Genomic DNA, 14,572 nt, shown 5'->3' with positions numbered 1-14,572 from the left:
CCTGCCCCTCCGGCCCGCCCCCTCCCGTTGGGGGTGGGAGGAAAGGCAGGGTGTCCGGACGTAAAGCGAAGCAGTCCGGACACCCTGCCCCGGAGGACCGCCACCGCACCCCGAACAGCCCCGCGCAGCGGCACCCAGCCCGCCGCAGGCGCAACGGCGACAAACCCCCACGGCGGGCCAGCCGAAAACGTGCCAAGCCAAGCGCAGCGGAAGGGCCGGAAACGTCGGACTACTCCTCCCGCCAAGGAAAATCCCCCGCCGCCCCACTCACCCCCGGCGGCATATCGTCGAGGGCGACCGCGACCTCGACGACCGTGGTGGTGCCGGCGGCGACCTCCCGCCACGCGTCCGCCAGCGCGGCGGGCAGCTCGTCGGGGGCGGTCACCCTGCGGTGGCCAAGGCCGTACGCCCGCGCCAGCCCCTCCGTGCCGGTAGGCCGCGAGGCCGTGAAGGCGAAGCGGGAGGCGGGGCCGGAGACGCGGTCGAGGTTGGACTGCAGCCAGCCGTAGCCGCCGTTGTCGAGGACGACGTACAGGACGGCGGCGCCCGCGTCGGCGACGGTGGGCAACTCCCCGCGGAAGAGGTTGAAGGCGCCGTCGCCGACCACCGCCACCACCGGCCGCCCCGCGGGCTCGGCCAGCCGTACGCCGACCGCGGCGGCCGCGCCGAAGCCCAGCGGCGTCTGCTCGCTGGGCACGACCGAGCCGCCGGCCGCCCCTAGCGCGTAGTGCGGGAAGAAGTACGACCACATGTCCTGCAGTCCGTTCTCCTGGACCAGGACCCGGTCGGCGGGGACGGCGCGGTCGAGGGCGGCCAGCACCCGGGCGACCGGCACGGCGCCCGCGGGCACCGTCTTGTCGGCCTCCTCGGCCCGCTCCGCGGCACGCCGCGCCAGCGCGTCCTTCGCCGCAGTGACCCGCTCCGGCCAGCCCCCGCCCGGCCGGTGCCCGGTCAGCAGCTGTGACCAGCCGTCCACGATCCGCCCGGCGTCCCCCAGGACATACGCCCCGGGCCGCTCCATGACCAGACTCTCCTCGCCCAACACGGCTTGTATGACGGGGAGTTGGGCCATCTCGTCCGGCCAGCCGAAGGTGGCGGTTTCCTCCAGGCGGCTGCCCAGCGCGAGGACCAGGTCGGCCTCGCGCCACAGGGCGTCCATCGGTGCGACGGTGTAGAGACCGCTGACGCCGCAGTACAGGGGGTGGTCCTCGGCGACGGTGCCGCGCCCGGAGGCGGTGGTGAAGATGCCGGCGCCGAGCCGCTCGGCCAGGCGCTCGATGCGGCGGCCGGTGTTGCGGTGCCGGGCACCGCCGCCGACCAGCAGCAACGGCCGTTCGGCGGCGGCGATCCGCCGGGCGGTGGCGGCCAGCGCGGTGGGGTCGGGCGCCGGCCGTTGCGGTGTGGCCGGGCGCCAGGGTCCGTTGTGCGGGACCGGCTCCGCCGCGATCTGCTCGGCGAGCTCCAGGTAGACGGGGCCCGGGGTGCCGTTGACGGCGACGGCGGCGGCCTTCTCCAGGGCGGCGGGCAGCCGCGCGGCGTGGTCGACGCGGGCCGCCCACTTGACGTACGGGCGGACCGCGGTGAGCTGGTCCAGCTCCTGGAAGGCGCCGGTGCCCAGCCGGTCGAGCCGGGTTCCGTCGGCGATCAGGATCAGCGGCGCGGCGGCGGAGCGCGCCTCCAGGACGCCGGTGAGCGCATTGGTCAGCGCCGGCCCCTTGCCGATCACACAGACCCCGGGGCGGCCCGCGGCGAGCGCGTAACCGGTCGCCATGAACACGGCGTTGCGCTGGTCGCGGCAGAGCACCACGGTGGTGTCCGACCGCTCCAGTTCGCCGAGCAGCGCCATGTCGTCGCCGGGCAGCCCGAAGACCGCCCGGGTGCCGAGGTGGCGGAGGTGGTCGGCGATCGCGGCCCAGGCGGTGGGGTGGGTCCGGTCGGTCATCGGCCGCCTCCCGGGCGGTAGGCGGCGACGGCCTTGGAGAGCAGTACGGGCTCGGCGCGCACGTCCTGGCCGTCGGAGATGTAGTTGGCCATGCGTCCGTAGCCGCCGAAGGGCGCGTTGCCGTCGTCGATGGACAGCAGAGTGGTGTCGAGGGTGACGGTGGTGCGCCGGCGCAGCGCCTCGACGAGGCGGGGGGCGTGGCCGTAGACGCTGGAGCCCAGGGCGCGTTCGGTGAACATGCCGGTGGTGAGGGTCGCCGCCAGGGCGTCCTCGTCGCGGTAGCCGGCGACGTTGAAGATCGGGGCGAAGAACTCCGGTACGTGGGTGCGCGGGGTGACCTCCGTGCCGACGACGACGGTGGGGTCGAGGCGGCGGGCGCGGAAGTCGACGTGTCCGCCGTGCACGATGCCGGCGCGGTTGCGGGCGAGGAACTGTGCGCCGTCCTCCAGCGCGCTGTCGTAGAAGATCGGCCCGAAGTCGGCGTCCGGGTCGGTGTACGGGCCGTAGCGCAGGCCCTTGAGCTCGCGCACCAGGGCGTCGACGAACGGGTCGAGCAGGGACTCGTGGACGCTGAAGAGGTCGGGACCCAGGCAGTCCTGGCCGGTGTTGAGGACCCGGATGGCGATCGCGTCGCGGGCCGCCTGCTCGACGTCGGCGCCGGGGGCGACCACGAACGGGTTGACGCCGGAGCCGAGGAAGAGGAACAGCCGGCCGGGGGAGAGCTCGGCGCGGATCTGTTCGGCGTTGGCGTAGGCGCCGGTGAAGACCACGACATCGGCGGGGAGTACGTGGTCGTGCAGGAACTCCCGCTGGCTGGCGGTGGTCAGGGTGATCGGCAGGCCGTGCTGTTCGGCGAGCAGGGCGTGCAGCCGGCGCATCTGGTCCTTGACGCGGCTGGCGGGGCGGAAGACCAGGCGGTCGGCGTAGAGGGCGGGTACCAGGAGGTAGAGGGCGTAGGAGTAGAGGATGACGTTCGACGGCATGAAGGCGGCCAGGTCGCGGACCCGGCCGGGCCGGTGGGCGGCCACCTCGTCCAGGGCCCCGTCGAGGGTGGCGACGGTCGACTCGATCTCATAGCGCGCGGCGCGGTGGGTGGAGATCTCGCACAGCAGATCGTGCACGGTTCCGGCGTCGTTCACGAGGTAGTCCCGGACCCGGTGCACGGCGGCCGCACGTCGGCTGTCGATGCTGTCCTCCGGCTCGGCGGCCACGGTCGGCCATGCGGGAGCGGAGCTCATATGTCCCTCCTCGGGGCGTAGTCCATGGAGGGTCAGCGTCAGCCAATTGTCATTTATTGTCAAGCAAAGTCATTGCTCTCGACTGGCCCATGTGACAAGTGGTGCCGCCCCCGACCGCTCGGCGGGGCCCGCCGGGCGCCCGATCACCCTGCACACACGCGTCTACCAGGCCTCTCATCTGTCGCAACGCCTCCGGAGAGACAAGGGGAACCCCGACCTCCGAAAGTGACAAAAAATGACTCCCCGGCCGAAGGGAAGTCGTCCACAGACGCCCCCGAGCGGTCGGCCGGTGAGTAGACTCCCCGTCATCGGGTTCCGTCCGTCCGGAGCCGTCCAGAGACCGCCACTGTCCGTACGCCCAACTCAACTGCGAGCGATTTTCTTGGTGATTGAGCAGCCAGCTTTCGGGAAGCGAGTGCGGGAGGTCCGGCGCGCTCAGGGCCTGTCCCAGGGGGACCTCGCCGGGGACGATCTCTCCCCCAGCTATGTCTCGCTGGTCGAGAACGGCCGCAGAATCCCGGGCGCCAAGATTGCCCGGTCCATCGCCGAACGGCTCGGCACGACGGTCGAGGCGCTCAGCGCCACCGAGGAGCCCGGTGACCGGCTGACCCAGCGCATGGGCCTGGTGGGGCAGTTGGTGGCCGCCCGCGCCAGTTCGCTGGCCGGTGACTGGCCCGCGGCGCGGCGCCAGCTGGAGTCGGTGGTCGAGCAGGCCGGCAGCGATCAGGACGAGGTGCGCTGGGAGGCGCGCTGGGAGCTGGCCACGGTCCTGGGACGGCTCGACGAACCGGCCCGCCATGAGGCCGCCCTGCGCACGCTGCTCGACGACCCGCTCACCCGCTCCGCCCCCGTACTGCACGCCCGGGTCGCCATCGAGCTCGCCCAGCTGCTGCGCGCCGAGGGGCGCCTCTCGGACGGCGTGCGCTTCGCGGAGGAGGCGGTGCGGCTCACCGGCGAGCTGGAGGCCGGCCGCCCGGAGCGGGCGCAGGCCAAGGTGGCGCTGCTGTCCGCGTCCGTCGACAGCGGGGAGTGGAACCGCGCCGAGCAGCTCGGGGCGGAGCTGCTCGACGAGGTCGCGCCGCTGCCGGCCGGGGAGCTGCGGGCGAGCGCCCTGTGGGCGGTGGCCGGTGCGCGGTATCTGGGCGGGCACCCCGAGCAGGCGCTGGAGCTGCTCGCCGAGGCGGAGCAGCTGCTGGCCGCGACGGACGGCGTACGGCTCCGGCTGCGGCTGGCCCGCGCCCGTACGCTGCTGGCGCTCGCGGCGGGTCCTGCGGACGAGGCGGACGCCCTGCTGGCGCGCGCCCGGCAGGCCGCCGCGCTGGTCGACACCCCGTCCTCGCGGACCTGGCTGGCCCTGCTGGAGACGGCCGCGGCGCTGCGCCACGACGACGCCATGGGGGCCGCCGGGCACGCCGCCGCGATCGATCTCGGCGCCGCCGGACTCGCGCGGCTCGACCGGGCCCGCGCTCTGCTCCATCTGGCCCGCGCCCACCGCGCGGACCGCTCAGAGGAGGCCGCTGAGGCCGACTTCAAGCTGGCCGCGGAGGGCTATGAGCAGGCCGGCGCCTTCCGGCTGGCGCTGGAGAGCTGGCGCGAGCTGAGCGCCGGCGGCCGCACGGGCGAGGGGCCGGATCCGCACGCGGTGCTCATGCCGTAGCGGTCCGCTGCGGTAGCGGTCCTTTGACGTAGCGGTTCTTTGGCGTAGCGGTCCTTTGACGTAGCAGTCGCTTGCCGTAGCGGTCCCCGCCTGAGCGGGCGCGGGGTGCGCGCCTGGGAGGGGCCGGTGTGCCGGGGCGCCGGTCCGAGCCGCTACGTCTCCGTCTGCGTCTGCGCCCCGGGGGAGTCCGGCCGCCAGATGCGTACGCCCGCTGCCGGTGCGGTGGTGGCCGCGCAGGCCACCGTCCGGGGGCCGGCGGGCAGGTCCCGGACGTAGGCGACGCCGCCGGGGTGCGCACGGGACGCCGGGATCACGACCTTGCCGTCCCGCGCCTCGCTCAGCGCGTCGATCTCGTCGGCGGTGGCCAGCCCGCCCGGGCCGGTCAGCCGCAGGGCCGCTTCCTTACGGGTCCACAGCTGGGCCAGCCGACGGGCCCGCCGGTCCGCCGGTGCCTCCTGGATGTGGCGGCGCTCCAACGGGGTGAAGGGCAGCAGCAGTTGTCCTACCGGGCCGCGGGGAACGGTGTGCACGGACAGGGCCACGGGGAGGTCCCGCATCAGGGCGAGGAGTTGCTGCCCGGGGTCGGCGGTGACGCCGAGGCAGAGCCGGGCGCCCGGGGGCCAGCCGGTACCGGCGGGCGGTTCGGCGAACGCCGGCCGGCCGAAGCCGTCACAGATCACCGGAATATCTCGCGGGGAACAATGCAGTAACCGACCGAGAAAGGCCGCCAAACAGTCGGCTTCTCGAATATCCCAGGTCGTGCACGAGAAAATATGCAATCCGCCGTCGGCTAATTCGGCGGAGCGGGCGGGATCCCAATCACCGTACAGGTCAAGGGGGTTGGCCGTACCGTCCGGGTTGCCGCCGTTACCAGCGATACCGCCGCCATCGGTCGCGTTGTAACCGCTCTCATGGTTGAGCGAATGCATGCCATAGAAAGGCTCTTCCCCCCGCATAGATCCCCTCGCACCATGTCCCCTTTCCGCGGACTCGGGGTCCGAGAAAGCAGCGCACTGAGTCGAATTGATTTACCTTCCGGAGATCCTCAAGGTAACCCTGGTCTATGCCTGCGTCAACAAGCGACGACCGAAAATCAACTTCGGTTTACCGCCAAGCATTACCAAATTGCGCCATGTTGAGGCGCCATCGGGACATGTCGGCACCGGTTCATGGGGAGTTGAGCCCCTGTTGATCTGCGGTCTTTCGCCGCGCGCTCGGCGGGCGAAGCCCGCTGCGGCCGCCGGGACAAGGGAAACTGACTTTTATTCATATCGCTGCGGAGGGTGCGTTTCTGCCGGACGTTGCACCCCGGAGGGGCCGCGCCCTACGGGTACCGGGCCGGTGGGCGCGGCGGAGTGCGCCACCGGCCCGGTGTGTGCGCGGGGCAGCCGCGGGGCTCAGGACGCCAGCTGCTTCTCGACCCGTATCACTATGTCCAAAACCGTGCGCATGTCCCTCATTTCCTCTTCGGGCAGGGCGATCCCGAAGCGTTCCTCGGCGACGACGATCACCTCCGCCATCGCCAGGGAGTCCACGTCCAGCTCCTCGACCAGGTGTTTCTCCTCGGTCACCTCGGCCGGCAGCACGCCGGCCACCTCGTCCAGGATCTCGGCGAGTTGAGCGACGATCTCTTCGCGGGTCGGGACGGTCATCACGGTCACCTCTCTGTGGAGTGGGGGGTGTTGCTGGTCGGGTGCGGGCCCCGCAGTCGCACGGGTCCCGGACCGCGCCCGGTTCGTGGGGCCGTGCGGGGCGAGGCGACCTGTGCGACCGGCACGGTCGACGCGATCACGGCGGCCGGTGCGACCCGTGCGACCCGCGCGGCCGAAGTCGGCGCGGTACGGCGCCAGTTGGCGTGCGGTGCGGGCCGGTGCGGTCCTGCGGGTGGTCGTGCGCGTGGTCCGCGCCTACACCACGGCCGCAAGGCGTGACATCGGAGTCATTGTTTTGACTATACTTGACAGTTCCAGTCAACTGGAGGTCCGATGGGTTGTCAACGAAGGCCTTTCGAGGGGCCTTTTGGACCGGGTTCGGACATGATTCTGCGTTGTGTCCGGTGACTCTGGAGTCGAGAACGAGTCAGACGGAGGAATCGCATGAGCGGTCTGCTCGACGGAAAGCGGCTGGTGGTCACCGGTGTGATCACCGAAAGCTCGATCGCCTACGCGGTGGCCCGGCTCGCCCAGCAGGAGGGCGCCAAGCTCGTCCTGACCGCGTACGGGCGGCCGAGTCTGGTGGCCCGGCTCGCCCGGAGGCTCCCGGAGGAGCCGCCCGTAGTGGAGCTGGACGTCACCGACGAGGCGCAGCTCGGCACGCTCGCCGAGCGCGTCGGCGCACACCTCGACGGCCTCGACGGCGTACTGCACTCCGTCGCGGGCGCTCCCGCGACCTGCCTGGACGGCGGCTTTCTGACCGCGCCATGGCGGGATGTCTCCGCCGCGCTGCACACCTCGACGTACTCCCTGGTGGCACTCACCATGGCCTGCCGGCCGCTGCTGCGCCCCGGTGCCTCGGTCGTCGGAGTGGACTTCGACGCCTCCCGCGCCTGGCCGGGCTATGACTGGATGGGCGTCGCCAAGGCGGGACTTGAGGCCTGCTCCCGCTATCTGGCGCGCGACCTCGGCGGGCAGGGCATACGGGCCAACCTCGTCGCGGCCGGACCGCTGCGCACCCTGGCCGCGCGGGGCATCGGCGGCGACGGCCCGTCCTTCGAGAAGAGCTGGGCGAGCCGCGCGCCACTGGGCTGGGACCCCGAGGACGCGGGGCCGGTCGCCCGGACGTGCGTGGCCCTGCTGTCGGACTGGCTGCCCGCCACCACCGGCGAGATCGTGCACGCGGACGGCGGCCACCACATGATCGGCGATTGACCGGCGATGACGGAGAGACCGCCGGTGGCGCCGCCCCACACGGCCCCGGCACCCGGCGCCCCCGCGCCCACGGCCCTGCGCTGCGGTCCGTACACCCTCGACCGGGAGCGGATCGCCGCCTTCGCCGCCGCACTGGGCGATCCGCACCCTGCGTACACCGACCCGGCCGCCGCACGCGCCCTCGGCCATCCGGACACCATCGCGCCGCCCACCTACCTCACCGTCCTCGCCGCCCGCGCCGAGGACCGGCTCCTCGGCGCGCGGCCCGGATTCACCCCCGACGGCGCGGTGCACCGCTCCCAGTCGGTACGCCACGCCCGCCCCGCACACGCCGGGGACACCCTCTACGCCACCGTCCGCATCACCGGCGCCACTGCCGTCGCGGGCCGTCAACTCCTGACTCTCGACTGCGAGTTCCATGACGCGGACGGCCTGTGGGTGGCCACCACGACCTCCGCGCTGCTGTGCCCGGCCGCCCCCGGACCGCCCCCCCGTCCGGCCCGGACCGGGCGGAGCGGACCCCGGCGCCCGGCGCCCCCTCGACCCCACGGGATCGGAGCACCCATGACCGACACCATCGCCCCTCCGGTCGCCGCCGCCCGGCTCGTCGACGGCACCGCGTCCCCGCTCGGCGACCGCGGCCGCCTCGACGGACCGGCGCTCGCCCGCCGGGTGCAGACCACCGCACATGCCCTGCGCGGCCTCGGCCTCCGCGCCGGCGACCGGGTCCTGGTCCAGGGCGACAACAGCGTCGACTACGTCCTGACGCTGCTGGCCCTGATGCGGCTGGACACCTCACTCATCCCGCTCGACCACCGGCTCTCCGCCGCCGACGCCACCGCGGCCGCCCGCCAGGCGCACGCCCGCTGGCTGGTCACCGCCACCGACCACGCCACCGGTTTCGCCGGTATCCCCGACCGGCGCACCGTCCACTACCCCGCACTGGCCGCCCACGCCCCGGCGCCGACGCCCGCCGACGTCGACCTGACGCCCTGGTTCCGCCGCCCCGACGCGCTCGTCCTGTGGTCCTCGGGCACCACCGGCCGTCCGAAGGGCATCGTCAAGCCCGGCCATGCAGTCCTCGACAACTCGCTGCGCACCATCCAGGCCATGGGATACCGCGCGGACGACGTCCTCGCCCCACTGCTGCCGTTCTCCCACCAGTACGGACTCTCCGTCATCCTGCTGTGGTGGCTGGCCCGCTGCACCCTGCTGGTCACCCCCTACCAGCGCCTCGACGCGGCCGCCGCCCAGGCCGCCGCGCACGGCGCCACCGCCGTGGACGCCGCGCCGTCCACGTACCACTCGCTCCTGGGCGTGCTCCGCCGCCGCCCGGAGGTGCGCGGCGGGCTCGCGGGCGTACGCATCTGGGGCGTGGGCGGCGCACCGCTGCCCGCCCCGCTGGCCGAGACCTTCCACGCGGCAATGGGCCGCCCGTTGCTGGACGGCTACGGTCTGACGGAACTCGGCAATGTCGCGCTGGCCACCCCCGACTCGCCGCACGGCTGCGGGCGTCCGCTGCCCGGCGTGCGGCTACGTGTGATGCGCCCCGACGGCACCGCTGCCGACCCCGGCGAGCTCGGCGGCATCGAGGTGCGCTCCCCCGGGGTGATGGCCGGCTACCTCCAGGAGGACGGCTCGCTCACGCCCGTCGACCCGGATGCCTGGTATCCGACGGCCGACCTGGGCAGTGTCGATGCCGAGGGCACCGTACGCGTGGTGGGCCGCAACCAGGCCGTGCACCGGCTGGGCTTCACGCTCTACCCCGAGAGCCTGGAGCGTCGTGCCGAGGCCTGCGGCCGACCGGTCAAGGTGCTGGCGGTCGAGGACCAACGGCGGGGCAGCGCACTGCACTTCGTCGTCGCGGACCCCGAGGGCGAGGCCCCGCTCACCTGGCGCCGGCGGCTCGCCGCGCACCTGGCGGAGTACGAACAGCCCAACGCGGTCCATGTCGTCGACCACTTCCCGCTCACTGCCAACGGCAAGCCGGACACGCGCGCGTTGCGTGCACAGCTGGGGCTGGAGCTGGGAGTGGGTCCGGGACCGGTGCCCCGGCTGGGGGCCGGGCGCTAGAACTCCGGGCGTCTTGCGGGTGGTTCAGGTCTGTGGATGTCTGCTGCTGCGGGGCTCACGCTGCTGGTGCCGCGCTGCGGGTCACGCTGCTGCGCGGTGGCCGGTTCTGCGGCTGTTTCACGTGAAACACGTCCGCGGGTGGGCCGGGCCCGAAGAACTGCCGGTGCCGGGCTCAGATGGTGCGGGTGGTGTGCGCACGACCGCGGGCCGCCGGAATGCGCGCGGGGCGCGGGTCGTCGGTGTGCGACGCGGATGCGGCGGCCAGCGGCTCGATGCCGTGGATGCGGCGGCTGCGCAGGCCGGGCGAGGCGCCATGTGCCTCGGCGCGGATCCGCTGCTTGATCGTCGGCGGCAGCTCCGGCAGGGAGAACATCCGCGGGGCGGACCAGGCCTGGTCGAGCGCCGGTACGGCACGCGGTCCGGGCACGGTGGGCACGGCCTTCGCGGCCGGCGCCCTGCGGGCACCCGTGCCGGGGTCGTGGTCCGGCTCGGAGCAGGACACCGCCTTGGGGGTCTCGTCGCCCGGGGCGTCGGTGCCCCCCGCGTTCGTGTCGCCCAGGGTCCGCTCGTACAGCGCGGCGTCCCGGCGAGCCGCCGAGGCCGCCGCGGAGACGCCCAGTGATGCCAGCAGCCTGCCGAGCATCGCAAGGCACACCGCCCAGAACTTCATGACCTTGGTCGCAGCCATGGTCCCTCACTTTCGATCTGGATCTCCCCGAGATCCGTTGCCGCTTACTTCTCTTGCTGCCAGTCGTCCTGCTTGTCGCGGGTACTTCCGTTGCACCGCAGCAGTTGCGGAGCTGCGCTCGTATCGCTTACGTTGCGCGCCGCTTCTGTTGCGTTTTCTTATGATGAGTACGCAATGGGAGGATTCACGGACCGACGCCCCCGGATCGGCGTTCTTCGGATGAACACCACCCGGACGCAGTAGCCTCCGCCCTCGAAGAGCAGGTGGGAGGCGGGTCGCAGGGGCCTGAGCGGCCCGGTCGTGGCCACTTCGGGCACGCATGACGATGCGCTGGGAGATGCGCACGGCAGATTCCCGGGGTAGGGCGTGTCCGGGGGGCGGTGCTCGTCATGAGCTCCGCGTCGGGGGTCTCCCGGCTGCGGGCCGCCCGCCTCAGGCCGGTGCCGGCTCCCCCGTGCGGGCCATCTCGGCCATGATGCGGACGGCCTCGGGTTCGGGGGTGTCGGGCGGGATGATCAGGAGGTCCCAGCGGCCGTTTCCGGGGGAGACCAGGCAGATGGTGTCCGGGCCGGGGCGTCCGGTGGTTCTGCGGAGGCGGACGACATGGCCGGCGACGAGGGTGTGGGCGGGCAGCGCGGGCCAGGCGGCGCCGTTCACCGTGGCATGGCTGATCCGCGGCCAGTCGAACGGCAACGCGGTCAGCAGCTCGGGGAGTTCGGCCAGCAGGTCCGTCGAGTGCGGCCACCAGACGCCGTCGATCCGGCGCACCGTATCGGTGTGCGGGGCGATGGTCAGGCGGGCGACGAGCGGCGGGGCGTGGTGCCCGGGATGCGCCGGGTGGACGGGGTCCCGGGAGTCGGTGGTCATGCGGTGCTCCTGGTACGGCGGGCCGCGAGCCGGGCGGGGTCGGGCCAGCGCACGTCCCAGACCCAGCCGAGCCGTTCGAAGAGCCGGATGACGGCGGCGGAGACGTCGAGCTGACCGCGGTCGACGCCGTGCCGGGCGCAGGTCGGGTCGGCATGGTGCAGGTTGTGCCAGCTCTCGCCGAACGACAGCAGGGCCAGCGGCCACAGGTTGGTGGCCCGGTCGTGGCGCCGGGTGCGGAACGGCCGCTCACCGATGACATGGCAGAGCGAATTGACACTCCAGGTGACGTGGTGCAGCAGCGCGATCCGGATGAACCCCGCCCACAGCAGCGCGGTCAGTGCGGTGACCCAGCTGCCGCCGAGCGCCCAGCCCAGCGCGAACGGCAGCGCGAGGGTGAGCACACACAGCGCGGGGAAGGCCCGGTCCACGGCGCGGATACCGCGGTCGGCGAGCAGATCGGGGGCGAAGTGCCGGTGCGAGGTGGGGTCGTTGCCGAAGAGCCAGCCGATGTGTGAGTGGACCAGTCCGCGCAGCTGCCCGCGCAGGCTGGTGCCGTAGCGGTAGGGGGAGTGCGGATCGCCGGGCCGGTCGGTGAAGGCGTGGTGGCGGCGGTGGGTGGCGACCCAGTCGATGACACCGCCCTGGAAGCTGAGCGAACCGGCGATGGCGAGCGCGATCCGCAGGGCGGGGGCGGCGGTGTAGCTGCCGTGGGTGAGGCCGCGGTGGAAGCCGATGGTGACGCCCAGGCCGGAGACGACGTAGAAGACCGCCAGGAGGACGAGGTCGGTGGGGCGGACGACGCTGCCCCACAGGAGGGGGATGGCGACGGCCAGGCCGACGAAGGGAGCGACGACGATGAGGCCGGTGATCGTGACATACATCCGGCGGCCGCCGCTCGGTGGAGGGCCGGGGCCGTTGTCGGGGAACGGCGAGGTCCCGTCGTAGTCCCGCGCCGACGGGACGCCGCGGACGGTCGAGGTCACAGGTCGCTTCCCGCCTTGCCGGAGGGCGGCGGTCCGGCGGGGCGGGCGCCACCGCGCGGCCCTCTGTGCATCCGCTGCCGCATCGACTGCATCCAGTCCGCGTAGCGGTGGGTGGCCATCCGTCCGGCCTGCTGGGCATTGACCCGGGCGATGAACAGGGCTCCCAGCCCGACCAGCGCCAGCAGCACGACCACGGTCAACAGAGTCTGCATGGTGCTCACCTCGCCGAATCCCTGGGCGGCCCTGGGTGTCGCTCGGTGCTCCGGTGTCTCCACGGTACCCCCGGGGAGCCCGGTAAATCCCTTTATGGGCGGCTATATCCCATGGGGCATGCGCTGCACCCTCCGGGCACCCTCCGGCGGGGGCCGCGACCCGCCAACTTCTACAAGACTGTAGATTTTACTCCGGCATGACCATCTCCGGCATGACCATCGCTTCACTCATGGAGGAGACCCCCATGGCTCTGTGGGACCGGATCAAGGATTCCGCCCAGACGATGCAGAACCAGCTCGTCGCCAAGAAGAACGACCTCAAGAGCGGCGCCTTCCGGGACGCGAGCATGGCGATGTGCGCCCTGGTGGCCGCCGCCGACGGCACCATCGACCCGGCCGAGCGCCGGCGGGTCGCCCAGCTCATCGCGACCAACGAGGTGCTGCAGAACTTCGCCGCGGACGATCTGCAGCGCCGCTTCGACGGCTACCTCGACAAGCTGACCGCCGACTTCGACTTCGGCAAGGTCAGCGTGCTGCAGGAGGTCGGCAAGGTGAAGAAGAAGCCGACCGAGGCGCGTGCCGTCATCCAGATCGGCATCGTCATCGGCGGTGCGGACGGGGATTTCGACAAGACGGAGCAGGCGCTGGTGCGCGAGGTGTGCTTCGCGCTGGGCATCGCGCCGGCCGAGTTCGACCTCTGAGCACTACGGGCACGCAAGGGCGGGCGGGGTGCGGCGCCGGTCGGCGTCCGCACCCCGCCCGCCTCGCGTGACGCTCAGCCCGCGGTCCTCATACGGTCTCGCCCGGTCCTCACACGTTGACGCCGAAGTCCGCGGCGATCCCCGCCAGGCCGGACGCGTACCCCTGGCCCACCGCGCGGAACTTCCACTCCGCCCCGTGCCGGTAGAGCTCACCGAAGACCATCGCGGTCTCGGTCGAGGCGTCCTCGCTCAGGTCGTAGCGGGCCAGCTCGGCCCCGTCCGCCTGGTTGACGACGCGGATGAACGCATTGCGGACCTGGCCGAAACTCTGCCCCCGGGCGTCCGCCTCGTGGATCGAGACCGGGAAGACGATCTTCGCGATCTCGGCGGGCACGCCCGACAGCGAGACCTTGATGGACTCGTCGTCCCCCTCGCCCTCGCCCGTCAGGTTGTCGCCGGTGTGCTCCACCGAGCCGTCGGGGCTGGTGAGGTTGTTGTAGAAGACGAAGTGCGCGTCCGAGACGACCTTGCCCGCCTCGGTGCACAGCAGCGCGCTGGCATCGAGGTCGTAGTCGGCGCCGGTCGTCGTCCGCACGTCCCAGCCGAGGCCGACCGTGACGGCGGTCAGTCCGGGCGCTTCCTTCGACAGAGAGACGTTGCCGCCCTTGGCCAGCGAGACTCCCATGGCTTCCTCCAGGTGTTGCCTGCGTTCCGGGGTCAGGACAAAATCTACAGAAGTGTAGAAGTTTGTGGGCCCGGCCCGCGGCGCCTGGCGACAGACCGCCGTCCGACCATCCGGATCCGGCCACTCGGCGACCGGTCGCTCAGTAAAATGCCCCGATGTCCCGGCGGGCGGGACACCCCGGCGTGATGGGAGGCGACGGCATGGGCGGCAAGCCCTTCGGGAAGGCGCCGGGCGCTGGAGGTGCCCGACGGCGCGGGCAGGGCGAGCTGGAGGCCCAGGTGCTGGCCGCTCTGCACCACGCGCCGGGACCGGCCACCGCCGCCTGGGTGCAGGAACGACTCGGCGGCGACCTCGCGTACACGACCGTGATGACGATCCTGTCCCGGCTGCACGCCAAGGGGGCCGTCACCCGCGAGCGGGCCGGCCGTGCCTACCTGTGGACCCCGGCCGCCGACGAGGCCGGGCTCGCCGCGCTGCGGATGCGCCGCGTCCTGGACGGCGAACCGGACCGGGACGCCGTACTGACCAGCTTCGTCTCCGCGCTCTCGGCGCACGACGAGCAGCTGCTGCGCACCCTCCTCGACCGCGCCACGGCCGCGGAGTCTCCCGCGGGCCCCGGCCGGCACCACCCCTCGGACGAAGCGCGCGGAGGCTGACCG

At 72.7% G+C, this 14,572-nt stretch carries 14 protein-coding genes; 5 read left to right on the top strand and 9 right to left on the bottom strand.

Going from position 1 to position 14,572, the window contains the following annotated elements:
- Positions 1-229: 229 nt before the first annotated feature.
- The gene (locus tag ACWD6P_RS22975; RefSeq protein ID WP_451446012.1) at positions 230-1,942 is read right to left on the bottom strand and encodes a thiamine pyrophosphate-binding protein; all 1,713 of its coding nucleotides are present in this window, start codon (positions 1,940-1,942) and stop codon (positions 230-232) included.
- Complete coding sequence (locus tag ACWD6P_RS22970; RefSeq protein ID WP_451446011.1) at positions 1,939-3,180, bottom strand: aldehyde dehydrogenase family protein; 1,242 nt, start codon at positions 3,178-3,180, stop codon at positions 1,939-1,941. The genes ACWD6P_RS22975 and ACWD6P_RS22970 overlap by 4 nt, the downstream gene beginning before the upstream one ends.
- Before the next feature lie 415 nt (positions 3,181-3,595).
- Here ACWD6P_RS22970 and ACWD6P_RS22965 point away from each other — a divergent pair, with 415 nt between their 5' ends.
- On the top strand, positions 3,596-4,837 hold the full coding sequence (locus ACWD6P_RS22965; protein ID WP_451446010.1) for a helix-turn-helix domain-containing protein: 1,242 nt from the start codon (positions 3,596-3,598) through the stop codon (positions 4,835-4,837).
- Positions 4,838-4,989: 152 nt separating this feature from the next.
- On the opposite strand, the gene ACWD6P_RS22960 is transcribed toward ACWD6P_RS22965, so the two are convergent.
- On the bottom strand, positions 4,990-5,517 hold the full coding sequence (locus tag ACWD6P_RS22960; RefSeq protein WP_451446009.1) for a 4'-phosphopantetheinyl transferase superfamily protein: 528 nt from the start codon (positions 5,515-5,517) through the stop codon (positions 4,990-4,992).
- Between the two features lie 717 nt (positions 5,518-6,234).
- Positions 6,235-6,489, bottom strand: a complete 255-nt coding sequence (locus tag ACWD6P_RS22955) for an acyl carrier protein (RefSeq protein WP_451446008.1) — start codon at positions 6,487-6,489, stop codon at positions 6,235-6,237.
- Positions 6,490-6,933: 444 nt separating this feature from the next.
- Here ACWD6P_RS22955 and fabI point away from each other — a divergent pair, with 444 nt between their 5' ends.
- On the top strand, positions 6,934-7,704 hold the full coding sequence (gene fabI, locus ACWD6P_RS22950; RefSeq protein WP_451446007.1) for an enoyl-ACP reductase FabI: 771 nt from the start codon (positions 6,934-6,936) through the stop codon (positions 7,702-7,704).
- 6 nt (positions 7,705-7,710) lie between these two features.
- Positions 7,711-9,777, top strand: a complete 2,067-nt coding sequence (locus tag ACWD6P_RS22945) for an AMP-binding protein (RefSeq protein ID WP_451446006.1) — start codon at positions 7,711-7,713, stop codon at positions 9,775-9,777.
- 172 nt (positions 9,778-9,949) lie between these two features.
- Here ACWD6P_RS22945 and ACWD6P_RS22940 read toward each other — a convergent pair whose 3' ends face one another.
- The 4 genes from ACWD6P_RS22940 to ACWD6P_RS22925 form a co-directional block, all read right to left on the bottom strand.
- Positions 9,950-10,465 carry a DUF6344 domain-containing protein gene (locus tag ACWD6P_RS22940; protein WP_451446005.1) on the bottom strand — a complete coding sequence of 172 codons (516 nt, stop codon included), beginning with the start codon at positions 10,463-10,465 and terminating at the stop codon, positions 9,950-9,952.
- Positions 10,466-10,897: 432 nt separating this feature from the next.
- The gene (locus tag ACWD6P_RS22935) at positions 10,898-11,332 is read right to left on the bottom strand and encodes a DUF5994 family protein (protein WP_451446004.1); all 435 of its coding nucleotides are present in this window, start codon (positions 11,330-11,332) and stop codon (positions 10,898-10,900) included.
- Positions 11,329-12,315 carry an acyl-CoA desaturase gene (locus ACWD6P_RS22930; protein ID WP_451446003.1) on the bottom strand — a complete coding sequence of 329 codons (987 nt, stop codon included), beginning with the start codon at positions 12,313-12,315 and terminating at the stop codon, positions 11,329-11,331. The genes ACWD6P_RS22935 and ACWD6P_RS22930 overlap by 4 nt, the downstream gene beginning before the upstream one ends.
- Positions 12,312-12,527, bottom strand: coding sequence for a hypothetical protein (locus ACWD6P_RS22925; protein ID WP_451446002.1), 216 nt, complete (start codon positions 12,525-12,527; stop codon positions 12,312-12,314). The genes ACWD6P_RS22930 and ACWD6P_RS22925 overlap by 4 nt, the downstream gene beginning before the upstream one ends.
- Before the next feature lie 245 nt (positions 12,528-12,772).
- Between ACWD6P_RS22925 and ACWD6P_RS22920 the strand changes: the two genes are divergently transcribed.
- Positions 12,773-13,228 carry a tellurite resistance TerB family protein gene (locus ACWD6P_RS22920; RefSeq protein ID WP_451446016.1) on the top strand — a complete coding sequence of 152 codons (456 nt, stop codon included), beginning with the start codon at positions 12,773-12,775 and terminating at the stop codon, positions 13,226-13,228.
- 109 nt (positions 13,229-13,337) lie between these two features.
- On the opposite strand, the gene ACWD6P_RS22915 is transcribed toward ACWD6P_RS22920, so the two are convergent.
- Complete coding sequence (locus tag ACWD6P_RS22915) at positions 13,338-13,913, bottom strand: TerD family protein (RefSeq protein ID WP_451446001.1); 576 nt, start codon at positions 13,911-13,913, stop codon at positions 13,338-13,340.
- A 200-nt stretch (positions 13,914-14,113) separates the two neighbouring features.
- On the opposite strand from ACWD6P_RS22915, the gene ACWD6P_RS22910 reads away from it, so the two are divergent.
- On the top strand, positions 14,114-14,569 hold the full coding sequence (locus tag ACWD6P_RS22910; RefSeq protein ID WP_451446015.1) for a BlaI/MecI/CopY family transcriptional regulator: 456 nt from the start codon (positions 14,114-14,116) through the stop codon (positions 14,567-14,569).
- The last annotated feature ends 3 nt before the right edge of the window (positions 14,570-14,572 follow it).

The sequence above is a fragment of the Streptomyces sp. NPDC002446 genome, from assembly GCF_053595675.1.
Note: the sequence above shows the minus strand (reverse complement) of the source record. Positions and strands in the feature narration are given on the sequence as shown.